This is a genomic window from Bdellovibrio sp. HCB117 (assembly GCF_047305915.1).
Classification (GTDB): domain Bacteria; phylum Bdellovibrionota; class Bdellovibrionia; order Bdellovibrionales; family Bdellovibrionaceae; genus Bdellovibrio; species Bdellovibrio bacteriovorus_B.
Genome location: NZ_CP178622.1, coordinates 1795658 through 1818528, shown reverse-complemented (window position 1 = coordinate 1818528; position 22871 = coordinate 1795658). Strand labels below are relative to the sequence as shown.

Below are 22871 nucleotides of genomic sequence, written 5' to 3'. Positions count from 1 at the left end.
TTTTAAACTCTTTTGATAATGTCTTTGATAGATTTTTTGTGTTTCTTACCCGTAAAGATTTCGTCAATCTCTTTAGGCTTTAGAAGAGCACGGACTTGATCATCCACTAAAAGTTTGTCTCTTAAATGCTCTCCGTATCCCATAGAATGACAAAGGCGCTGCACTAAAGCGTAAGCCTCTTCACGAATCATTCCTTTAGCCACCAAGGCCAACAGCACATGGGAACTAAAGAGCTGACCTTGAGAACTATCGATGTTTTCGAGCATGCGTTTTTTATTTACTTCTAGACCATCCAACAAGATGCTCATGCGATTTAAAACATAGTCCGCTACGATAAACGCATCAGGGAAAACAACGCGTTCAACTGACGAGTGACTGATATCACGCTCGTGCCATAATGCCACGTTTTCTAACCCTGCGATCGCGTAACCGCGAAGCAGTCGTGAAAGGCCTGTGATGTTTTCAGCGCTAATCGGGTTTTTCTTATGAGGCATCGCCGAAGAACCTTTTTGACCTTTTGTGAAGCCTTCCGTCACTTCACCGACGTCACTTCTTTGAAGATGACGAAGTTCGACAGCCAATCTTTCTAAACCAGTGCCTAAAAGAGCCAGAGCGTTTAGCATTTCAGCGTGACGATCTCGAGGGATCACTTGAGTCGCGATAGTTTCAGGTTTCAGGCGCAATTTTTTTGCAACCGCCGCTTCCACTTTAGCTGGCTGACTGGAATAAGTTCCAACAGCTCCGCTCAATTTGCAGATCATCATATTGTCTAAAGCCGCTTTCACGCGCTTTTTGTTTCTTTCGGTTTCCGCCAAAAAACCCGCCATCTTATAACCGAAAGTCGTCGGTTCTGCGAACATGCCGTGAGTGCGACCCGCACACAAAGTTTCAGCGTGTTTTTTCACTAAGGATTTTAAGGATTTTTCCAATGTCGTGATGGAATTCATCAAAACAACACCGGCTTCACGGATTTGCAGACTGAAAGCCGTATCCAGAACATCAGAGGACGTCATTCCATAGTGAATATATTTCCCGTGCGGTCCTACGTTTTCGGCAAGATTAGAAACAAAGGCAATCACGTCATGCTTTGTTTCTTTTTCGATTTCAGAGATGCGCTTGACGTTGAAGCGTGATTTTTGTGCGATGGACTTTGCAGCGACTTTAGGAATAATTCCCATCTGCGCTTGAACTTCAGCAACGGCAATCTCGACTTCCATCATTTTGCCAAATCTATGGTCGGCGTGCCATAAAAGACCCATTTCCGGGCGCGTGTAACGTTCGATCACGTTGCCTGTTCCTTTCTGCGTTTTTCTTTTTGTTCTTTAAGAAGTTTTTCTTTCCACCATTGAGTCAAACGACCCAAGATCATTTCGTCGCGGTCAAAGTAAGCTCCCCAAGAGTAATGAGGCCATTCCTCGGGACTGCTTAAATGCAGATTGCTATAAAGAACTTTCCCACGACGGCTGCTTTGTCTGTCACCGAAAACCGGGAAGCGAGCTGCACCCAGTTGCGCATAAGTATAATAATACTCTTGCGGGAAATTTAAAATCTGCGGGTCGGACAAGGACATTCTTTCTGACAAATGCTGGCGCATGCGATCACTGCGAACCGTTAGATATTCTTTATTGAATCGCTGAACCGTTGGAATACGCATCCACACATCAAACTGATCAGCTAAAGTCGTTCTTTGCAGAATCAGCATATTTTCATGTGTCCATGGTGACTGCAGATCATTCATCACCAACGTGTGTGACGGAAGATGATCTCGCTCAAAACACTGTTGTAAGCTCACACGATAGCGCACCCAACACCATTCGGGCTCTAATGCGCCTTCCGGGAAGAAGTATTTACCCAAGCGTTCATTCAGGAAATACGTTTCTTCACTCGTCAAAAGCCAGACGATTTGCTCCAACCGAAACAAACCTTGTTTTTCACCCGAGATTTCAAGACCCGTGATGGATTTTCCTCCGCCGAAGGAAGCATCAACGATCTGCTGGGGACGCATGACTTCCACACCTTTGGCAGCCAACCACTCAAAAGATTTTTCCAAACCATTACGTGTTGCCTGACGAACTAAGAAAGAAGAAAAAAGTGGAAGATTCTCGCCGCGAGCCGCGCCTTGCGCATTCGGCATATAGGTCGTTCCGGCCCACTGATGCGAAAGATGCAAAAGCCAGCTCTGTTCAAAACTGAAGGCCTCCAGATTTTTATAAAGAGATTTGCTGTTCTTCGAAGAAAACATGAAGTCTTTGATGTGCGAAGACAAGGGCGCTTTATCAATTTTGAATTTCGTTAAAGGACCTTTGCACTCAAAGGGTCCTTCTTTCAGCCACATTGTAAAACCATTGGGAACTTCTTCGAAGTGATCATCTGAATACAGGCGTTCCATTTGCGATTCAGAAATTCTTTCCGTGCGGAAAAATCCGAAGGGACCTTCAACATCTTCTGAGGGCCACACGCCGAGTTTTGTCGACACGTCTACCAGAGTCGTTTTAATTCCCTCTTTCGCCAAAGCTGCCGCCAACCAATGACCGCGCCCAAAGGCCGAAACCAAGATGACTGGACTTCCCAACTCCATCGAAACAAAACTCCTCAAAATAGTATGTAAACTGTCTTAATGATTAGAAAATCAGGCGTTCGCAAAGTCAAAGGTGCGCACCGCATCTAAAACCCTCAAAAGGTCTTTTTCTTGAGATTTTAAAAAGCCCCTCTTAGACTCGGAACTCATCGGGAGGTCCCTATGCGTTTACTGATTCTTCTTAGCCTCACTTTCTTTTCTTTCATCACTCAGGCTTACGACGCTCCGAAGAACTTTTTTGAACTTTCAGCACCCAGCATTTCAGGCAAAAAGGTGAATTTCTCGACGTACAGAGGCAAAGTCGTGCTCGTTGTAAACACAGCTTCGCAGTGCGGGTTCGCGCCTCAGCTTAAAGAACTTGAAGATATGTACAAAAAATATGCAGATCGTGGCTTCGTCGTTCTGGCATTCCCTTCCAATGACTTTAAGCAAGAAAAGGGCGAAAACTCCGAGGTCCAAAAATTTGCAGAGAAGGAATACGGCGTCACCTTCCCATTTTTCGATAAAGCTCCGGTCAGCGGCAAAGACAAGCAACCCGTTTATCAATTCCTGACGGAGAAAAAGCCGGGCCTTCTTTTCAAAGACGTCGGTTGGAATTTTGAAAAATTCCTCATCAATCGTCGTGGTGAGGTGATTGAACGCTGGGGTTCGATCACAAAACCTTCTTCCGACAGCATCACAAATGCCGTTGAAAAAGCGTTGGCTGAGCCGCTATAACTTCGACAAAATCTAGGGATGTTTCAGAGTGAGACAAAGAGCGAAGACTGGACTTCGTTTTGATACTTTTTTTTGAAGTTTTGCCCTCTTTTATTCGATAATATTCAGAGGGGGACCTTGTGAAAACCGCATCCACTTTTCAGTTCATACTTCTGGCTTTCCTGCTGGGCGCATTGGCAGTTCCAAATCTCGCGCAAGCTCAGTCCGATCACAAATCCTATCTTCTTTCGCAAGTAGATCCAGATGAGGCTTACGACCCATTCACGGACTACAGTGAGTTCGATGAAGAATCTGATGAAGAAGCTGACATCAACTTTTTCCGTAACGGGCGCTTCTTTACCATTGGTCTTGCCGGCGGTTATCGAGGTTTCACGGGGAACTTTGCGGACTCTTACGAGGCTGCACCTACTTTCGGAATCTTCTTAAGCTATTTCTTTGATCTTCGTTTGGCGATGACTTTAGGTTTTCAAACCGGCGACCACGCCGTTAAGTTTACCGTCAACAACCAATCTAAAACTTACACTGGGAACGTCTCGATCACCTCAGTGAATGTGGATTTGAAATATTACTTAAACACTCAAAACGTCACTCGCGGTCTTGCGGATTTAAATCCTTATATCCTGGGTGGTCTTGGACAATTCTATCGTACTTACACGATCTCGGGACTTGATGGATTCTCGCGCGATTCCACAATGGGTTTTGATGTCGGTGCAGGTTTAGAAATTCCTTTGATGCGCAAAAAGGCTTACTTAGGAATTCAAGGGACTTATCACTACGTCAACTTCAGTGACGAAAACAAGTCTTACGTGGACGGTTCTGAAAAGCTTGATAAAAACCTCACGGGTGACTTTTATAACTTCCTCTTTATCCTGGGAATGAACTTCTAATCCCGTTTAAACCTGGTTTTATGAAAAGGCTCCGAATACGGAGCCTTTTTTATTTTAAGACTTATCAATTCGCAACGTGACACCCGAGACGACTTTGGTAAGCATAATAAAATGAAAAACATCCTTTTTCTTATCTCTTTATTTTCCTCCTCTTTCAGTCAGGCTCAACTACTCATCGAAGATCCGGTCAGTTTGCGATCCATGGAAGTCCAGGGCGTCAGCTTTTCAGAAGTTTTGTTCGCAACAAAACTTACTAACAACAAGGATCTTTTCGCGCAGACAGAATATAAAACTTTAGTTACCGACCTCGAAACGGATCTTAAAGCTCTTCAGGCCGCAGATGTAAACCTGGGACCTTCGATGAAGTACAGTCACCGTCTTTTCGATGTACGCTGGCTTCAATCTTCATCCGCCCGCTTTGAGCTCGTCGGCATCGTAAACCGCATGGACCGCGCCATCTTTAATCCTGGAACTTGCGGAGAGCTGCGTTTGATCTACCGCCTTTCTTACGAAAAAAACCAAATCGGCGTTCTGATAAACTCACGCCTTCCTATGACGGCAAATGCGGTCTTTAAGCTTCCCGTTAAAGACTCCTGCAAAGAAATCGCGAGTCAATGGACCCAGATTAATACGACCACTATTTTAGAATGGACGAAAAAATCGCAACTGAAATCCTTAGAACTTAATTTGCAGTCTGTACGCTGGCCTTCCACGGTTCGTGGCGATATGGGAGGACACGCAGAATATTTTATGCGCGTTTATCACGTCGCCAATAATGGCAAATGGGTCCCGGCGCCTTTAGAAAACACACCGGATGTCGACGCTTTAAATACCAATTCGCAATTAAAACAGGAACTTTTAAGCTGGCTATTAAAGCCGGAACAAATTCAAGCCCTCGACAAGGGAGTTTTAAATATTCCCGAAAAATTCTTAGCGCGCAAAGTGAGCTCCTTTGCTCTTCACGGAATGAATCGACTGGCGAATCGGCCTTTTGATTCGGTATTTAAGAAAGAAGATTTTCAGAATATCGACTATAGCAAACTGACCCATATCTATGGAGCTTCGTCCTTCCGTCGTCGCTTGAATGATATGAGCTGTGCTGGCTGTCACCAAGGCCGCACAATTGCCGGGTTTCATTTTCTAGGAACCGATCACGCAAAAACTGTATTTGCGAACTCGATTTTTTCTTCGCAGTCTCCCCATATGATTGATGAGATGCCACGTCGAAGAAAATATTGGTCCGCGCTCCTAGAAGGAAAGACGGCCGACCCTTCTCGTCCCTTTTCAGAAAGAGATCCTCTTAAACCCGGCACCTTAAATGCTCACTGCGGCCTTTCTTCGGAATACAAGGCTTGGACTTGTGCCGCAGGATTAAAATGCACGGCCGTTGTCGCTCCAGAAAAAAATGTTGAAATTGGAGAGTGCCTTCCTGAAACCCCCATTGCGGGAAACCCTTGCGAACCCGGATTAATTTCTCAAACCCGCAACGCCCACAAGGACGGATTAAAACCGCTTGCAAAAACCACTTGTGGTTCTGGGATGTTTTGCGAAACCACTCGCGTGGGATTTCCCGGCGGCATGTGTTCCGGTGGATGCGCAGACTTAAAACCTGGAGAAACTTGCGGAGCTATCGCCGTTCTTGTTGGATTTAATAACTGTCTTGCGAAATCTCGCCCGTTTTCACAGTGCTTGGCAGAGAATACTCGCCCCGGAGCTTTGCAAACCTGTGACAATCAAACTGCATGTCGTGCGGACTACATCTGCATGAAGACATCCAGCGGGAAGGGCGCCTGCATTCCGCCGTATTTTCTTTTCCAACTGCGAGTGGATGGTCACCCTTCGCCGATTTAATTATTTAAAGAAGACACCAATCACCTGCATCAAAAGACCAAGAACGATCACGGCAGGTGCGGCCCAGCGCAAAGTGAAGCGCCAATGCGGATACATAGTGTAAGAAACGAACTTTTCTTTATCGATAAAGCTGAGTTCTTTTTCTTTTTCTGAAGTTCCGATGTTGTAAGCAATCAGAATACTAAGAGCAACCAGCGGCAGAGCCCAATTGATTAATAAGGAATCTAAAGACTCAATCACTGAGCGGCCCGCAACTCGAACTTCTTTAAATACCGAACTTGAAAGTGCCGGCAGGATTGTTAGAACCAATGCGATAAGACCCGAATACCAAGTAGCACGACCGCGCTCCATGGTCTTTTGTGCATCCACCCAGTTAGAAACAACAACTTCTAAAAGACCAATACTGGCATTCAGAGCAGCCATGTAAAGACAGGCAAAGAACGCCAGACCAAATAGAGTTCCCCCACGAATTCCCAAAAGATAACGCGGTAAAACTTCAAACATCAACGCCGGGTCTGTCAGAGGAACATTCGTCGCTTGGAAGGCCACGGGAAAAATCATCACCACGGCAATTAATGAAATTGCCGTATCGACCAATGTCACACGAAAGCCCGCCGTGGGTGCGTGATCTTCTTCACGCATGTACGAACCAAAGGTCACCATGGTTCCAAAGCCGACAGACAAAGTGAAAAACACGTGTCCCAAGGCATGATTCAACGAGGACCAGGTCAATTTTGAAAAGTCAGGATAGAAAAGGAAACGCAAAACTTCTGGCGTGGAAGGCAAAGAAAAGGAGCGCATCACCAGAACAAACACTAAAATCGCAAATAACGGCATCGTGTAGCTGATGAACTTTTCAAGACCTTCTTGAACACCCTTTACCACGACAACAACCGTGATCAGCAAATGCGCACTGGCCAACATCAACTGAAGCCAGCCGTTTCCCATAAGTGCCGCAAGATTTGTTTTTGCCGTGACCATCTCTGGGGGACTGAAAAGAGAAATCATGAACTGGGTCATAAAGTGTAAAACCCAACCACTGATCACAGCGTAATAAGAAAGAACAACAATACTGAGAATGACAGCCAAGCGTCCCGCCCAGCGAAAACCTTTACCGGCTTTTTGACTGAGCTGCTGGGTGGCGACGATCACGGAACGACGGCTGTTTTTACCCATCATCAATTCCGCAATCAGCATCGGAGCGCCAATCGCTAGTGACAGAAACACGTACATAAGAATGAAGGCTCCGCCGCCATTCTCGCCGACTACGTAAGGAAAGCGCCAAAGATTACCTAGACCACAGGCAGAGCCGATGGCCAAAAGGTAAAATCCAAAGCGCGTTCGCCACGAGCCGCGTTTCATCATTACTCACCACCACGACGAGACTTCATACAGAAGATACGAATCGGCATCCCGTGAAGATCCCAACGCTCTTTGATATTTTTGATCAAGAAGCGACGATACGAATTTGTCACACCATCCGGATGATTCGCAAAGGCGATAAACGCCGGTGGACGTTGATAAGTTTGAGTCAGGTAATAAAACTTCACATTCGTTGTTCCCCAAACCGGAGCTGGAGCTTTACGAATGGTCTCAAAGAAGAAATCATTCAACTCTGAAGTAGGAACACGGAAGTTCATTTGATCAGAGACCTTTTCAATCATATCAAAAAGATCACCCAGACCTTGTTCCGTCTTCGCGCTTGTGAATACGACGTGGACATCTTTAAAGAAGTGGAACGTGCGTTCTACTTGTTCGCGGAACGTTTTACGATATTCAGGAACTTCTTTACCACCAAGATCTGATTTGTTGGCAACTAAGATCACGCCCTTATGGTCTTCCAAAATCGCCTGCATAATGCGCGCATCTTGATCCGTAGGTCCGATAGTTCCGTCAACCATCAAGAGCACAATATCAGCGCGACGGATGGCCTCTTGAGATTTAAATGCTGAAATGATTTCTAGATCTTCTTCACGCTTCGCTGATTTACGAAGACCTGCAGTATCAACCAAAGTGTACTTTTTGCCGTTATAGATAAACGGAGAATCGACAGAGTCAATCGTCGTACCGGCAACGTCAGAAACGATCATGCGTTTTGCACCCAAGATGGCGTTGCAGATAGAACTTTTACCTACGTTGGGCTTACCAACGATGGCGATATTCATACCCTCTTTCACCGTTCCTGGATTATCCGGAATTTGTTTTGTCACCCATTCAAGAATGTCAGAAAGACCACGGCGTTGCTCAAAAGAAGCCGAAATAATATCGACACCAAACTCATAGAAATCAGCTTTCGCCATTTCTTCGTCGCTGACTTTGTCGACTTTATTGATCACTAAAAGAAAAGGTTTTCCTGTTTGTTTGGCGACACGAATGATGTCACGATCTTCAGGCACTAAACCCGCGCGACCATCCATCACCGCGACGATCAAATCTACAGAATGCAAAAATTCTGTCACCTGCTCACGGATCAGCTTTGAAAAAATATCTCCGGCTTCAGTAATACCGCCGGTGTCGATCAAATCAAATTGCTTACCCCAAATATCGACAGGCTCAATGATAATATCACGAGTCACACCGGCTTGGTTTTTCACCACGGCTTTACGAGTTTCCGTGACGATATTGAACAGTGTTGATTTTCCTACGTTCGGGCGGCCGATAATGGCCACCTTGGGCGCAAACTCAGTTTTCAGATTTTGTTGCATAGCCCAACTCCTTCATCATTCTTTTGTTCTCAAACCACTCAGGCTTCGCGATGACTTGAAGGTCGAGGAATACTTTTTCACCCATTAGTTTTTCAATTTCTTTGCGGGAATCCATGCCGATTTGCTTAATCACTTTGGCTTCTTTACCAATCACGATGGCTTTGTGACTGTCTTTAGATACGATGATCTCCGCATAAATCTTTGGAACTGGTGTCGCTGCTTCATCAAATTTTATGATACGTACAGCCAGTGAGTACGGAATCTCTTGATGTAAAGATTCAAAACACTTCTCACGGATAATTTCAGAAGCCATTTCACGCACATTTTCGTTCGTGAAAAGTTCGACGTCGTAAAGAGGTGCCGGTGTCTCTGGAAGAAGTTCTAGGAATTCAATCAACATTGCTTCACGTTCTTCTTGATCATCCTTAGAATCTTTAACAGAAACTGACATGGCTTTACCACCACGGTCTTCGATCATCTTTTTAAGAATCAAAACACGGTGCGCTTTTTCTTCGATATCGGCTTTAGTTACGATACCGATCCAAGGTTTGCCGCTTTTAGAAACTAGATCTAAGATCTTTTCCGCATCTTCTGGTTTTCCTTCATCGACGCTGACGATAGCTAAAAGAGCATCGGAATCCGCGATCACTTCTTCAGCTTCTTTTGCCAAGAAGCTATTCAGACCTTTATCAGCCTTAATAATACCGGGAGCATCAACAAAAACGATCTGTCCCTTGTCTGTACTCCAAATACCTAAAATACGACGGCGAGTCGTTTGCGGTTTCGCCGACACGATAGAGACTTTTTCATCCACAAGGTAGTTCATCAAAGTGCTCTTCCCTGCGTTGGGTTGTCCGATCAATCCCAAAAATCCTGCTTTATAACCCATTTTAATTCGTCTCCTTATACTTCATTTCCAGGGCTTGTTTTGCCGCAGATTGCTCTGCATTTTTCTTACTGCGCCCTCGCCCCTGGGCCCAAACATCATCTTTAATCTTCACGCACACCAAGAACTGTCGGTCATGAGGCGGTCCTTCTTCAGCTAAAACCTCGTAGCGAGGTGTTTCTTTGAGGGACTTTTGCACCAGTTCTTGAAGGCGCGTTTTATAATCTCGTTCAAAATCTTCAGTGCCGCACACTTTTTCAGTGAGCTTCGTGAATTCGCAGCGAATGAATTTCTTCGCCGCTTCAAATCCCCCATCTAAGTACATCGCACCGACGATGGCTTCAAAAGAAGAGGCAATAAGTCGGGGCTTTTGTGCGCCTCCGGTCAGTGTTTCCCCTTTGCCTAGATGCATGAGTTTGTTTAACTCCATATCAAGAGCCAGTTCGGAAAGAACTTCTTCATTCACTATGCTAGCGCGCTTTTTTGAAAGCCCGCCTTCGGTATCTTCCGGGAACTTTTCAAAAAGAAATTCGCCGACGACTAAATCTAAGACCGCATCGCCTAAGAATTCTAATTTTTCGTTGTGCTCAGTCGCATTTTTAAGCTCATTGGCGTAGCTCTTATGAGTCAAAGCTCGTTGCAAGAGGGCTTGGTTTTTAAATGTATACCCTAGCCTCGTTTCAAGATTTGTCATGGAACCACCTCGCCTAACAAATGACCTTCCATATGTTGTTTATTGGAATGATCATAACCCGAAATCTTCACGTCGATTTCTTGTCCCGCCCAGTGATCAATGAAGCTCTCGGCTCCTAAGATGTCCACGGGCCAGTAATCATGACTGAGGCCCTGACCACCTTTAGCCGCATTTTTGAGAATCAATACTTTCTTAGTTTGACCGATTTGCGACTTCGCGAGTTCCGAGTAACGAGAAAGGCTCAACTCACGCAAGCGAGCTGCGCGCTCGGCGCGAACATGGGGATAAACTGACACATCCATCGCAGCTGCACGGGTACCTTGTCTTTCGCTGTAAGGAAAGACGTGGATTTTAGTCCAAGGCGTTTGCGCTAAAGTATTATAAGTATCTTGGAATTGTTCTTCGGTCTCTGTGGGGAATCCAACGATCACATCCATACCGACAAAAGAGCCCGGTACTTTTTTAGCGATCGCATTTAAAGACTTCACCACATCATCTTGTGTGTATTTGCGCTTCATATGAAAAAGCACATCCGTATTCGCACTTTGAATGCTCATATGAAAATGAGGACACATACGTGGATCTTGATAAAGCTCTAAAAGTCTTTCAGAAACTTCAACGGGTTCCAAGCTGGAAAGACGGAAACGAGGCATTTTTGTGCGCACCAAAAGGTTTTCGATCAAATCTTCCATCACATACTTCTTGCCGCCCACTTCGTCTTCGTAATCACCAATGTGAACGCCCGTAAGTACGACTTCGCGCGAACCTTCCGCGTAAAGTTCGTTCACGCGATTGACAAGATCTGCCACTGAAATAGAGCGGCTCTTACCACGGGCGTACGGAATAATACAGTAAGTGCAAAAGCTATTACAGCCATCTTGAATCTTTAAGAAAGTGCGTGTGTGGTGTTTCTCAATACCGCCACCCGCTTCTAAATCTTCTTTTTTAAAGATGTTCGATTTAAAGACCTTTTCCGTAAGTTCACCGCGGAAGTGTTTATTTAAAAGATCTGGCAAAGATCCTTTATGAGAGTTGGCAACAACCAAATCCGCGCCCGGAAGATTAGAAAAAGACCCCGTATCCACTTGCGCAGCACAACCTGTAACCACGATCGTGCAGAAAGGATCTTTTACTTTCAGACGACGGATATAACGAAGCGCTTCTTTTGTCGCCTCCGCCGTCACTGCACACGTGTTAAGAACATGAACGCGCGCGTTTTTCTCTCCAGAAATCACTGGAGCAAAACCATGGGCATTCAAGTTCTTTTGGATCAAGCCCGTATCGTAAGTATTGACCTTACAACCAAAGGTGTGGACCTGATACTTTACAGAGTGATCCATCCGCCCCCCACCAGTTGTTTGTTGCGATAAAACACCGCCGCTTGTCCTGGCGTCACAGCACGTTGTGGCTCTTGGAATTTCAATCTATAGCCTGTTTCCGTTTTGAAAACTTGCGCCAAAGAGCCTTTGTGCTGATAGCGAATCTTCACACTCATCACTTCACCATCTTGAACTTCGTCCAAAAGTTTTGGATCAACAACCGTTACTTCAAGAGCATGCAGATGAGATTCGTCACCGACCCAAACTGTATTGTCTGCGGAATCAATTTTAATCACGAAAAGTTTTTCGTGGTGATCCATACCCAGGCCTTTACTTTGACCGATTGTGAAGTTGTGAATACCTTCGTGAGAAGCCATCACTTCACCGGCTGGATAGCGTTTGATCAGACCTTTTTTAGATGCCAGGATGGTTTTATCGACTTGGCCTTTAATAAAATTCTGATACCCCTGATTACCCACAAAACAGATACCTTGAGAATCTTTCTTACGAGCTGTGACCAAGCCACGGCTTTCTGAGTAAGCACGCACTTCAGGCTTTTTCATATCCCCTACAGGGAATAACAACTTAGGAACAAGCTCTGGATCAATTGTGAACAAGAAATACGTTTGGTCTTTCCAATCATCTGTTGATGTGTGAATAGAGGCTTTGCCATTTTCATCATAAACGATTTTTGCGTAGTGACCTGTAGCCAGATAATCACACTCAAGCTCGCGCATTTTTTTAACCAAGTGATCAAACTTCAAGTACGTATTGCAGTTCACGCACGGAAGCGGTGTCTGTCCTTCAAGATAAGCTTTAAGAAAAGGATCGATAACCGCCGCACGGAATTTCGCTTCGCAGTTTAAAACATAGAACGGAATGCCCAGACGATCTGCTACGGCGCGAGCATCATCCACATCGATGCTTGAGCAGCAAGTCCCATTCCCTTCTTCGATATCACAAGTCGAGTAATCCCAGACTTGCATTGTCGCCCCAATAACTTCGTACCCCTGTTCGACCAAGAGCGCAGCCGCGGCAGAACTGTCCACGCCTCCGCTCATAGCAACAAGGACTCTCCCTTTAGACATGGCAAGAATCTCCTTCGTTGTTGTTCAGTGATCGTAGCCTAGCCACTACGACCTTTAATGCTTCAATAAAACCGTCGACTTCTTCTTGAGTCGTGTCCCAACCTAGACTGACGCGCAAACTGTTTTGCGCTTCCGCACGTGTTAAGCCCATCGCGAGTAACACCGGACTGGGCTCGGGATTTCCGCTGGAACAAGCGGCCCCTGTGGAAACCGCATACCCTTTGATATCCAAAGACATCAACATGGTTTCGCCATCCACTCCGTTTAAAACCAAAGAGCTTGTGTTCGGAAGGCGTGCCGTCTCCCCTGCGGTGATCGTGACTTCTTCGATTTCTGAAAGAATTCTTTTTTCCATGTAGTCACGAAGCTTCGTCAATGTTTCCACTTTTTGTGGAATCAACGAGGCTCTTTTTGCCACCACTCCCAAGGCACCAATGCCCAGAGTGTTTTCCGTGCCTCCCCGACGATGTCTTTCTTGACCACCACCATGAATCAAAGAGCTGACGTTATTGCCTTTACGCGTGTAAAGAACCCCGGTTCCTTTGATTGAGTAAAACTTGTGACCAGAGAAAGAGGCAAAGTCGACTCCCAGATCTTGAACATCGACGGGAATTTTTCCGAAACCTTGAACAGCGTCGGTGTGGAACAATGCACCTTTGGCATGCGCCATCTCAGCCATGCGTTTGATCGGAAACAAAGTGCCGGTTTCATTGTTCGCCATCATCACGGATACGAGAGCTGTTTCTTCGGACAAGTGAGCCTGATAAAATTCCAAATCGATTTCGCCTTGGCGATTCACCGGGATGTAATCCACGCGCGCACCCAACGACTGCAAGTGCTGCATAGCCTTCATGATACTCGGATGCTCGACCGTCGTTGTCATATAGTGCGTGCGACGACGTTGTTCTGCGGTGAGGAATTGCGCCGTTTGATAGTAATCAAAAAGGCCTTTAAGTACGGTGTTGTTCGCTTCACTGCCACCTGAGGTGAAAACAATTTCCAAAGGACTTGCATGAATCGCATCTGCCACAGCTTTACGGGCATCACGAAGAATATTCTTCGGCATGCGACCACCCCAGTGAATGGAACTAGGATTTCCCCAAGCTTGCGCAAGTTCAGGCAAAGCTTCAAGAACCTCTTTGCACACAGGAGTTGTGGCGTTGTGGTCGAAATAATGAAAGACACGGCTTTGATTCATAAGTTCGGGGAAACTAGCATACTTCTTAAGTATTGAAAACTTCTAAGAATATTTGCGGTTTTGAGCCGTCTAATGCGTTAACAGAAGTGGAAATTCTACACCCCCTAAAGTGCTTTAAAAAGGGGCTTTTTCCGACCGAAGCTAGACTAGACCTCGGATTCTTAATGTTCTGGCCTAAAATTCCGATAAAACCCTAGATGAGTATTCATGCCTGGTTTGAACATTTTAAAGAGCAACTTCAAGGACTTACCGAATCTTTTGAACAGAGCGGTTCGAATTTAAGCCTGTTGGGTTATGCTTTGAAGGAACAACGCCTCAGCTCTGAGCTGTATTTAAACTGGGCACAAGATCACTACAAACTACCAAAGCTTCAGTCACGATTTTTTACAGAGACTTCCGTTTCCCAGGAAATGTTCGCAAAGTGGGCGACCCATTACCCGTGGTCTGCGGAGTGTCTGCCTGTGGCGGAGTGGGATGGCTCACTCATCGTAGCTTGTCTTCAACCGCCACAGGATTTTCCTCAAACGCCTTCGGCGATTTTAGTGCTGGCGCACTTTGACAGTCTAGAACAGGTTTGGGAACAGTTGCATCCTCGTGCGGCAGCAATACCTGCGACCGCTGCTACTCCTGTCGCCGCCTCACCTGCGGGAGAAGCTCCTGAAGGAATGGATTTTTCTGTCGCGACCGTCACCAAACAAGGCCCTAAAGACAGTTTCTCCTTCGATGATTTAGCAGTTTCTGAAAATGAAAATGCAGCTCCAAGTTTAGAACCTCTTTCTTTGGATCAAAACACATCAGAAGAGGGTTTAGACGGTTTGTTTGACGGCCCGACTGTGATTCGCCTTGAAGCTTTGTCGACAGCAGAGGCGCCTTCGTCAGAAGCCCCTGTTTCTGCAGAAGCTTCTAGCGATTCCATCGTTGTTGAATTTTCTGAAGGCTCCGAGCCAAAAACTCAAGTGGACGAAGTGGCTTTAACTCCGGCAGCGGCATCTGCTCCCATTGTTGAACCGCTGGTGGTGAAAGAAGAAAAAGCGCCGGTCGTGGTGGCAGTGAATGAAGCTTTGGGCGGTAAGAAAATCCCGCCACCTCCGCCAAAATCAGAGATGCCTCCTCCCTTTGAGGATAGCTTTGGTAATAAGCCGATTCCAATCGTTCCTCGCCCTGCGGGTGTAGCGAAACCCACAATCAACCCTGTGGCTTCCGGGAATTTTGCTTTGGAAAGAATGAAAAAGAAAAATGCCGCGATCTTAAACGAAAGAGTGAAACAGATCTTAAGTGAAATGAAAGTGCATTTTGAAAAGTCGATGATTTTAACTTTGGATGAGCAAGAAACTCAAATGACGGCCTTTGCTTGGGACGAAAATTTCCAAGGTATGAAGGACACATCCATGCGTTTCCCTCTGCAAACTCCAAGTATTTTCAATATCGTGGCATCGACGCAAAAATCTTTCCATGGCTATATTTCTTTAAATGAAATCAACGAGAAATTCTTCGAAGACTGGAATCAGGGACGCATCCCCGACCACGTCACAATTTCTCCAATCATCATCAACGAAAAATTAGTCGGAATGCTGATGGGCTTCGCGGAAAAAGCCGCCTACAACAAGGTCTCATTAACCTTGGCCGAAAAGCTCTCTGTTGATTTCGTCAAAGGCCTCGCCGCCTAAAGGTGCCTGCTTCTTTTTTGGGTCTACACCGCATCAATTACCGATGCCCCTACATTTTTTTGAAAACCGAAGTTAAAATTTACCTATGAAAAAAGCCCTTTTAGTTATTGATCTGCAAGTTTGTTATTTGAAAATGAATGCAACGGAAGAAGCGGCGGCGAAAGCCATTTCGAAGGTCAATCAACTGACAGAGAAAGCATTGAAAGAAGATTTCGATGTCTTTTACATTCAGCACTTCTTTGATAAGGGTCCTGAAAAATGGGTTCTCAAGTGGTTCTTTAAAGGCGCCGGCTTACGCTCTGACCCCAACGCCGTCTTTGATCCGCGCTTAGAAATTCGTAATTCCCAGATTCTTCAAAAGAATACGGAAAATACTTTTGCATCGACGGATCTTCATCGCATCCTACAAGAAAAAGGCATTAACGAGATCCACATTGTTGGACAGGATGGCACAGCCTGCATTCAGGCAACGGCCTATGGCGCCCTCCAACTGGGGTACTCAGTGAAACTTGTCGATGAAGCTATCCTGAGTGGCTCTCCTAAAAAGTGGGCTAAGATCAAGGCCGACTTGATCACTCGCCCTCATTGCGAGTTGATTTAAATCTTTAGAATCCCGTTTATAATCAATTAATGGCCTCTGACGAGAGGATCCTTGTCATAAGTTTATACACCAGAGGAAATTCTTCTCTATGAGGGGAATCCTTGGATTCTCAGAGCTAAAAGTTTTAAAACTCTCTCTATGAAAAAAACGCTCTTCTTATTATTTTTTCTTCTTCCCCTTTCCGTCTTTGCCGATCTTCAAATCCGAGTGATCAGCGTTCATGACGGCGACACCTTAACGGCGACTGGCGTTTCAGACTCACAGAAGTACAAAGTTCGCCTGTTGGGAGTCGACACTCCGGAAGTGGACTTCTATAAGAGCACTCAAGGTGACGTGGCCCTTAAAGCCCGCGATGTTTTACTGAAATTAGCTCCTGTAGGTAGTATCCTCACTCTTTCTGAAGACAGTCAGGTCGACAAGCATGGCCGTGTTCTAGGTCGCCTTCTAAGAAACGGAAAAGATATTAATATCGAAATGCTTCGTCTGGGTTGGGGAGCGATGTACTTTATCTACCCATTCGATAAGCGCGTTGTTTCTGATTACAGCAAAGCCTCCAAAGAGGCCTTCGACAACAAACGCGGTATTTTCTCTAACGAATTCAAAGTCACAGAAATTCCTTACGAGTTCCGCATGCGAGTTCAAAACCAAGTCGGTCGCAATGTCATCGGCGACTTCGAACTCAAAAAAATCCTTCCACCTGAAGACTCCGCCAGTATTCCCGTCTGGAAAAGAGTCTTTTTCCCCAGCTTCGAACAAGCCTACAAAAACGGCTACAACTAAAAAAGCTTGAGCGGACCCAAAGCAAAAGGTGCCAGGGGATTTTTGGCATTTTGATGCGGTGTAGACCCGAAAAAGAAGCAGGCACCTTTTAGAGGGTGTGGGTTTTTAGTTTTCTTTCGGTGTCGGAAAGTTTTTGGAATTGGACTTCGATTTTTTGCCAGTTCATGGGTAGGTATTCGTAGTCCAGGCGGTTGGCCCATTCGATGATGATCAATGATTTTTGCTGACTGAAAAGGTCCCAGAAGCCTGAGCTTTCAAGATCGTCGTCGTCTTTGAGGCGATAAAGATCTAAGTGATCCAAGGCTTGGCCTTGTTGATTTTCATAACGTAAGTGAATCGCAAAAGACGGAGACTGAACATCTCGCATTCCTAAAATCTCTGCGATCAGTTGGACTGAAGTTGTTTTACCAGCCCCGACATCACCGCTCATTAATAAAATGCAGCGATCTTTGAGAGTTGGTAAAACTTCTTTCCAGAACTCTTTAAGTTCAGCGAGATTTCTCACTGTTCTTTCAGAGTTTAAAACTTCAGACATTACTTTAAGATCTTTCTCATCTTGCGCACGGATTCTTGAAGGCCGTCTTCAAGAGCGTAGCAAATCAAAGAATGACCGATATTCACTTCTTGAAGGAAGGGAAGTTTATTGATGAGCTTTGAGTGATGATAATCAAGACCGTGGCCGGCGTGAACATTCAAACCCAAGTAGTTCGCCCACACAGCAGCATCTACCAAGCGCTTCCACTCTTTTTCTTTTTTCGCGCCTGTCAGCAAGACCCATTTTCCTGTGTGCAGTTCAACAGCATCCGCACCGATTTCATAAGATGCTTCAACTTGTTCGATGGAAGGCTCAATAAACATCGAAATTTCAATTCCGATACGCCCTAGTTTTTCAACCATCGGCGCCATTTTCTTAAAGCCTTTCTTTACATCAAGGCCACCTTCTGTTGTTAGCTCCGCTCTTTTTTCAGGAACAAAGCACACCCAGTCTGGACGATATTTCTTCGCGAATTTCACCATCTGTGCCGTCGCAGCCATCTCTAAATTAAGAGGCACTGGGCACACCTTAGAAAGCACTTTAAGATCTTCTAACTGAATATGGCGACGATCTTCACGCAAATGAATCGTGATTTGCTCTGCGCCACCTTTAACCGAGGCTTTCACGGCGTCGACAAGATTAGGATAAGGCGTAGTTCCGCCTCTCACTTGGCGAAGAGTTGCCACGTGATCAATATTCACACCCAAACGAATTTTATGTTTCATACTATGATAACTCTTTTTCTAAGAAGGAGGCGATCTCTTCTGCGAACTGACTGATTTGTGTTTTATTAGATCCTTCCACCAAAACACGAATCACGGGTTCTGTTCCTGAGAAACGCACAAAGACGCGGCCTTCGCCGCCTAATTTCTTTTCAATACTTGCAATCAAACTGTCGTAACCCGTGATTTCATGAAGCTCGGTGCGACGTTTTACACGGCAATTTATAAGAACCTGAGGCATGTCCTCAAACACGCGATTCAATTCGCTCATCTTTTTACCGGTTTGTTTCATCACCGCAAGAACACTCAAAGCCGCGATACAACCATCACCCGTAGTCGTGTGATCTAAGAAAATAATATGGCCGGATTGTTCACCACCCAGGTTGTAACCGTTTTTTCTCATTTCATCGACGACGTACTTATCACCAACGCCTGTTTTCACAAGCTTGATGCCGGCCTCGTTCATGCGCTTTTCAAGACCAAAGTTCGACATTTGCGTCGCGACCAAGGTGTTCCCCTTAAGAAGACCACGCTCTTTCATGTGAAGAGCACAGATTGCGAGGATGCGGTCCCCGTTTACGATCTCCCCTTTTTCATCCACCATGATCACGCGATCGGCGTCACCATCAAGACTGATTCCGACATCCGCGCGATATTGAATCACAGCTTCAGAAAGTTTTTGTGGATACAAAGCACCGACCTTGTCGTTGATGTTTGTGCCATTTGGATCGTCACCCAATTGAATGACTTCCGCACCCAGCTCTTGGAACACGGACGGAGCCACTTTGTAAGAAGCACCGTTCGCCGTATCTAGAACGATACGCATTCCATCTAGCGTGTACTCTAAAGGGAAAGTACCCTTCACATAAACGATGTAACGACCTTGGGAGTCTTCGATACGCTTTGTGCGACCGATGTCCTTACTTGGAGGAAGGAACTCCGTCAGGTCTTCTTCAAGCACCAAACGTTCGATTTCTTTTTCCATCGTATCAGAGATTTTAAAACCATCAGGACCGAAAACTTTAATACCATTGTCATGGAAAGGATTGTGAGAAGCGGAGATAACAATACCTGCCGCCGCTCTCATCGTGCGAGTTAAATACCCGATACCCGGAGTTGGAAGTGGACCTACCAATTGAACAAAAACACCCATGGAGTTTAAACCACTCGCTAGAGCTTGCTCGATCATATAACCCGAAAGACGCGTATCTTTTCCGATAACCACTTTACGAGGCGTCACTGCCGGAGAACCGTGAGTTTCTTTTTGTAGGAGATACCCGATAGCTTGCCCGATTTTAACCACCATATCCGGTGTCATGGGCCATTGATTTGCCGTACCGCGAATGCCGTCGGTACCAAAAAGCTTTGCTTTCTTTTCCACTTTACTGACCTTTTTGTTCGTCATTTGTCTGACCTCTCACTGGAACCACTTCGGCTTGAATCTGATTAGGCCGCACGCCGAGGATTCTTACGCCCAGGGGCACTTCTATCTTATTCAAAGGGATGTCCACATAAACCACCCCTTCACCCTTTTGTGAAATATCAAGTGTGATAGCTTGAGATAGGGAACTCTCCAAGAATTTTTTCAAGGAGGAACGCGGCCCAGAAACTTTTACTTTGATGTGGTCTGTTGTCTGCGCAACGACCTGCGTCCCCGGAGCCGTGATCAACTCAACATCAATGTTCTTGCTAAGGACGAAGTCCCGGCGACCTAAAATGGTCAGCCACAAGATCAAAGAGATAAAAAGTGCGACCACTTTATAGCTGAAATTTTCGGTGACGATATTGGACCAACGACGTCTCACAGAACCTCCCCTTGTTGAGAGAAGGCTTTGTATTTAAGGCCGAAGGTTTCATAAAGAGCCTTGCGGATATCGCCCAATTCGACATTCGGGCTTAAGTGACCACCTTGTACGATACCGATAGATTTATTTTCTTCAGAAACCACAAACACCAAGGCGTCTGTTTCTTCTGTTAATCCGATGGCAGCACGGTGACGTGTGCCCAGGTTTTTATCTAAAGCCGGATTTTTACTTAAAGGCAAAAAACAGCCTGCGGAATGAAGCTTGCCGTTACGAATAAGAACCGCCCCATCATGCATGGGGCTTTCTGGATGGAAGATGGACGCCAGTAACTCCGCTGAGACTTTAGAGTCCATTTCCGTTCCAAATTCAATGTGATAGTCGATCACGATTTCACGCTCAACCACCACCAAGGCGCCGAAACCTTTTTGCGCAGTTAAGATGATGCCTTTGGCGATCTCTTCGATGATTTGCGTTTCTTGAATTGTCGAGGCGTCATTGAAGAAAGGATTGCTTCCAATGTGCGCTAAAGCACGGCGAATCTCGCCTTGGAAAAGGACGACCACGATCACGAAAAGATTTGAGAAGAATTTTTCTAAGATCCAATTAAACGTAAAAAGTTCTAGCCAAATACTCAGGATGTACCCGATGGCTAGAACTCCAAGACCGGAAAGCATTTGGATGGTGCCGGTTCTTTTGATCAGAACCAAGATCCGGTAAACCACCATCCACACTAGAAGCATATCGACAGCATCTTGCACGCGCAGATGCTGGACGATAAATATCAAGTTGTCGACAAACTGTTGCAACATCAAGATGCCTCTAATTATTAAAACGTTCTACTAAAAGCTTCGCGAATACTAGATAGTCACAGGACCCGTGTTACCTACAGGGTCAGATCCCGAAGAATCTTTTTTACCCGCCGTCACCACAGCACCTAAACCGCCACCATCTCTTTTGTTGTTACGGTATTTTTCAATCTCCGCAACAGCCGCACCGTTCACAAGCATTTCTACTTCGTGACCGTCGATAGTTTCGTACTCAAGAAGGGCGTTCGCCAATCTTTCAAGAGCATCTTTGTAATCCGTCAAGATACGAACCGCGATGGAGTATCCTTCGTTGATGATCTTAGAAACTTCCGCGTCGATCTCTTGCGCTTTTGATTCAGAGTAATCTTTATGCGTGTGACCGTATTGCATTCCTAGGAACACCGGGCCTTCACGTTTTTCAAAAGCCAAAGGACCTAACTTACTCATACCCCACTGGCAAACCATGTGGCGAGCTAGGTCTGTCGCACGCTCGATATCGTTACCAGCGCCCGTTGTAATGTCTTTAAAGATCACTTCTTCAGCGGCACGACCACCAAACAAGAAGGCAATCATGTTTTCCGCTTTTTGCTTCGACAATGAAACGCTTTCTTTTTCAGGCAATGTCTGAGTCACACCCAATGCCATTCCGCGAGGGATGATTGTTACTTTATGAATTGGATCAAGACCTGTTAGCTTTTTACCAACAAGCGTATGCCCTGCTTCATGATAAGCGGTCACGCGCTTATCTTCGTCAGAGATAACCATGGATCTTCTTTCAGAACCCATGATGACTTTGTCTTTGGCTTTTTCAAAGTCTTCCATATCCAAGTATTTTTTATCTGTGCGAGCGGCGATCAATGCCGCTTCGTTCACCAAGTTCTCAAGGTCAGCACCCGAGAAGCCCGGAGTACCACGAGCAATCTTAGACGGTTCAACGTCAGGACCCAATGGAGTCTTACGCATGTGAACCGTTAGGATTTGCTCTCGACCTTTAAGGTCTGGCTTATTCACAACGACACGGCGGTCGAAACGACCTGGACGAAGAAGAGCGGGATCGAGAACGTCAGGACGGTTCGTCGCTGCGATCAAGATAACACCTTCAGAAGATTCGAAACCGTCCATCTCAACAAGAAGCTGATTCAGAGTTTGCTCACGTTCGTCGTGACCACCACCCATACCAGCACCACGATGACGTCCTACTGCATCGATCTCATCGATGAAGATCAAACATGGAGCATTCTTTTTACCTTGCTCAAACAAATCACGAACACGGCTCGCACCCACACCCACGAACATCTCAACGAAGTCAGATCCCGAGATTGTGAAGAATGGCACACCCGCTTCACCCGCAACCGCGCGAGCCAGCAATGTTTTACCTGTTCCCGGAGGACCTACCAGCAAAACACCTTTAGGAATACGGCCACCTAATTTTGTGTATTTTTTTGGATCTTTTAAGAAGCTAACTATCTCTTGCAAATCTTCTTTAGCTTCATCCACGCCTGCCACTTCTTTGAACGTCACACGATTTTTGTGCTCCGTTAAAAGGCGCGCGCGGCTTTTGCCGAACGACATAGCTTTACCACCGCCGACTTGAATCTGGCGCATGATGAACAAGAACATCGCGACGATCAAAATCAATGGCAACCAGTTCACAATCAAAGATTGGAAGAAACCACCGTTGTCAGCACGTTCGTAGTTTGGAGTAATACCGTTAGCTTGAAGAAATTTATAACCCTCATCTTGAGTGTTACCGATAATGGCAAAGTGAGTTCCATTATATTTCTTTTCAAATTCCGGTTTCATTTCACCGACAATTTCACTTGTGTCCTGACGGAAAGTGACAGTCGCAACTTCACCAGCTTTCACAGCCTCTGTGAATTTCGAGAAGTTAAAATCAGCAATCACTTTTTGGTGCTTACTCTCATAGGCCTGAAACAGAAAGACAGCCATAATGATGAGGAAGAACCAGAGTGCTAGCGTTTTTTGAGTAGAGCGCATTTCAGTTCCTTTCAAACGAGGTCTAAAGTCACCC

Annotated in this window: 21 protein-coding genes; 6 read left to right on the top strand and 15 right to left on the bottom strand. The window is 45.6% G+C overall.

Going from position 1 to position 22871, the window contains the following annotated elements:
* Positions 1 to 2 precede the first annotated feature (2 nt).
* The gene (gene purB / locus ACLWBD_RS08690) at positions 3 to 1286 is read right to left on the bottom strand and encodes an adenylosuccinate lyase (RefSeq protein WP_413570644.1); all 1284 of its coding nucleotides are present in this window, start codon (positions 1284 to 1286) and stop codon (positions 3 to 5) included.
* Positions 1283 to 2578 (bottom strand): hypothetical protein, encoded by a 1296-nt coding sequence (locus ACLWBD_RS08685; protein ID WP_063207477.1) that lies wholly within the window; start codon positions 2576 to 2578, stop codon positions 1283 to 1285. The genes purB and ACLWBD_RS08685 overlap by 4 nt, the downstream gene beginning before the upstream one ends.
* A gap of 162 nt (positions 2579 to 2740) precedes the next feature.
* On the opposite strand from ACLWBD_RS08685, the gene ACLWBD_RS08680 reads away from it, so the two are divergent.
* The 3 genes from ACLWBD_RS08680 (at position 2741) to ACLWBD_RS08670 (ending at position 6033) form a co-directional block, all read left to right on the top strand.
* Complete coding sequence (locus tag ACLWBD_RS08680; protein ID WP_081112217.1) at positions 2741 to 3295, top strand: glutathione peroxidase; 555 nt, start codon at positions 2741 to 2743, stop codon at positions 3293 to 3295.
* A 119-nt stretch (positions 3296 to 3414) separates the two neighbouring features.
* On the top strand, positions 3415 to 4182 hold the full coding sequence (locus ACLWBD_RS08675) for an outer membrane beta-barrel protein (RefSeq protein WP_063207479.1): 768 nt from the start codon (positions 3415 to 3417) through the stop codon (positions 4180 to 4182).
* A 111-nt stretch (positions 4183 to 4293) separates the two neighbouring features.
* Positions 4294 to 6033: a hypothetical protein gene (locus ACLWBD_RS08670; protein WP_413570641.1), complete on the top strand. Its 1740-nt coding sequence runs from the start codon at positions 4294 to 4296 to the stop codon at positions 6031 to 6033.
* Here ACLWBD_RS08670 and ACLWBD_RS08665 read toward each other — a convergent pair whose 3' ends face one another.
* Genes ACLWBD_RS08665 through ACLWBD_RS08635 form a run of 7 tightly spaced genes read right to left on the bottom strand, consistent with a single transcriptional unit; the run spans position 6034 to position 13923 of the window.
* Positions 6034 to 7398: a sodium-dependent transporter gene (locus tag ACLWBD_RS08665; RefSeq protein WP_413570639.1), complete on the bottom strand. Its 1365-nt coding sequence runs from the start codon at positions 7396 to 7398 to the stop codon at positions 6034 to 6036.
* On the bottom strand, positions 7398 to 8738 hold the full coding sequence (gene der / locus ACLWBD_RS08660; RefSeq protein ID WP_063207488.1) for a ribosome biogenesis GTPase Der: 1341 nt from the start codon (positions 8736 to 8738) through the stop codon (positions 7398 to 7400). Before der ends, ACLWBD_RS08665 begins: the two co-directional genes overlap by 1 nt.
* On the bottom strand, positions 8716 to 9627 hold the full coding sequence (era, locus tag ACLWBD_RS08655) for a GTPase Era (protein ID WP_063207491.1): 912 nt from the start codon (positions 9625 to 9627) through the stop codon (positions 8716 to 8718). The genes der and era overlap by 23 nt, the downstream gene beginning before the upstream one ends.
* A gap of 1 nt (position 9628) precedes the next feature.
* On the bottom strand, positions 9629 to 10318 hold the full coding sequence (gene rnc / locus ACLWBD_RS08650; protein WP_063207494.1) for a ribonuclease III: 690 nt from the start codon (positions 10316 to 10318) through the stop codon (positions 9629 to 9631).
* On the bottom strand, positions 10315 to 11658 hold the full coding sequence (gene mtaB, locus ACLWBD_RS08645; protein WP_413570636.1) for a tRNA (N(6)-L-threonylcarbamoyladenosine(37)-C(2))-methylthiotransferase MtaB: 1344 nt from the start codon (positions 11656 to 11658) through the stop codon (positions 10315 to 10317). The genes rnc and mtaB overlap by 4 nt, the downstream gene beginning before the upstream one ends.
* Positions 11643 to 12725, bottom strand: a complete 1083-nt coding sequence (mnmA, locus tag ACLWBD_RS08640) for a tRNA 2-thiouridine(34) synthase MnmA (RefSeq protein ID WP_253696781.1) — start codon at positions 12723 to 12725, stop codon at positions 11643 to 11645. The genes mtaB and mnmA overlap by 16 nt, the downstream gene beginning before the upstream one ends.
* Complete coding sequence (locus ACLWBD_RS08635) at positions 12718 to 13923, bottom strand: cysteine desulfurase family protein (protein ID WP_413570634.1); 1206 nt, start codon at positions 13921 to 13923, stop codon at positions 12718 to 12720. Before ACLWBD_RS08635 ends, mnmA begins: the two co-directional genes overlap by 8 nt.
* Positions 13924 to 14120: 197 nt before the next feature.
* On the opposite strand from ACLWBD_RS08635, the gene ACLWBD_RS08630 reads away from it, so the two are divergent.
* From ACLWBD_RS08630 to ACLWBD_RS08620, 3 genes are all read left to right on the top strand, one after another.
* Complete coding sequence (locus ACLWBD_RS08630; RefSeq protein ID WP_413570632.1) at positions 14121 to 15590, top strand: hypothetical protein; 1470 nt, start codon at positions 14121 to 14123, stop codon at positions 15588 to 15590.
* Positions 15591 to 15675: 85 nt separating this feature from the next.
* A complete protein-coding gene (locus tag ACLWBD_RS08625; RefSeq protein WP_413570630.1) occupies positions 15676 to 16191 on the top strand; it encodes a cysteine hydrolase family protein in 516 nt (171 codons plus the stop codon).
* A 138-nt stretch (positions 16192 to 16329) separates the two neighbouring features.
* Positions 16330 to 16971 carry a thermonuclease family protein gene (locus tag ACLWBD_RS08620; RefSeq protein ID WP_413570629.1) on the top strand — a complete coding sequence of 214 codons (642 nt, stop codon included), beginning with the start codon at positions 16330 to 16332 and terminating at the stop codon, positions 16969 to 16971.
* An 88-nt stretch (positions 16972 to 17059) separates the two neighbouring features.
* On the opposite strand, the gene tsaE is transcribed toward ACLWBD_RS08620, so the two are convergent.
* The 6 genes from tsaE to ftsH are packed head-to-tail and all read right to left on the bottom strand — an operon-like array spanning position 17060 to position 22837.
* A complete protein-coding gene (gene tsaE / locus ACLWBD_RS08615) occupies positions 17060 to 17506 on the bottom strand; it encodes a tRNA (adenosine(37)-N6)-threonylcarbamoyltransferase complex ATPase subunit type 1 TsaE (protein WP_413570627.1) in 447 nt (148 codons plus the stop codon).
* Complete coding sequence (locus tag ACLWBD_RS08610; protein WP_413570626.1) at positions 17506 to 18231, bottom strand: pyridoxine 5'-phosphate synthase; 726 nt, start codon at positions 18229 to 18231, stop codon at positions 17506 to 17508. The genes tsaE and ACLWBD_RS08610 overlap by 1 nt, the downstream gene beginning before the upstream one ends.
* Position 18232: 1 nt before the next feature.
* Positions 18233 to 19609 carry a phosphoglucosamine mutase gene (glmM, locus tag ACLWBD_RS08605; RefSeq protein ID WP_413570730.1) on the bottom strand — a complete coding sequence of 459 codons (1377 nt, stop codon included), beginning with the start codon at positions 19607 to 19609 and terminating at the stop codon, positions 18233 to 18235.
* Between the two features lies 1 nt (position 19610).
* Positions 19611 to 20033 carry a hypothetical protein gene (locus ACLWBD_RS08600; RefSeq protein ID WP_413570625.1) on the bottom strand — a complete coding sequence of 141 codons (423 nt, stop codon included), beginning with the start codon at positions 20031 to 20033 and terminating at the stop codon, positions 19611 to 19613.
* Entirely contained in the window at positions 20030 to 20842 is an 813-nt protein-coding gene (gene cdaA / locus ACLWBD_RS08595) for a diadenylate cyclase CdaA (protein WP_063207521.1), read from the bottom strand. Before cdaA ends, ACLWBD_RS08600 begins: the two co-directional genes overlap by 4 nt.
* A 48-nt stretch (positions 20843 to 20890) precedes the next feature.
* Positions 20891 to 22837, bottom strand: coding sequence for an ATP-dependent zinc metalloprotease FtsH (gene ftsH / locus ACLWBD_RS08590; protein WP_413570622.1), 1947 nt, complete (start codon positions 22835 to 22837; stop codon positions 20891 to 20893).
* Positions 22838 to 22871 lie beyond the last annotated feature (34 nt).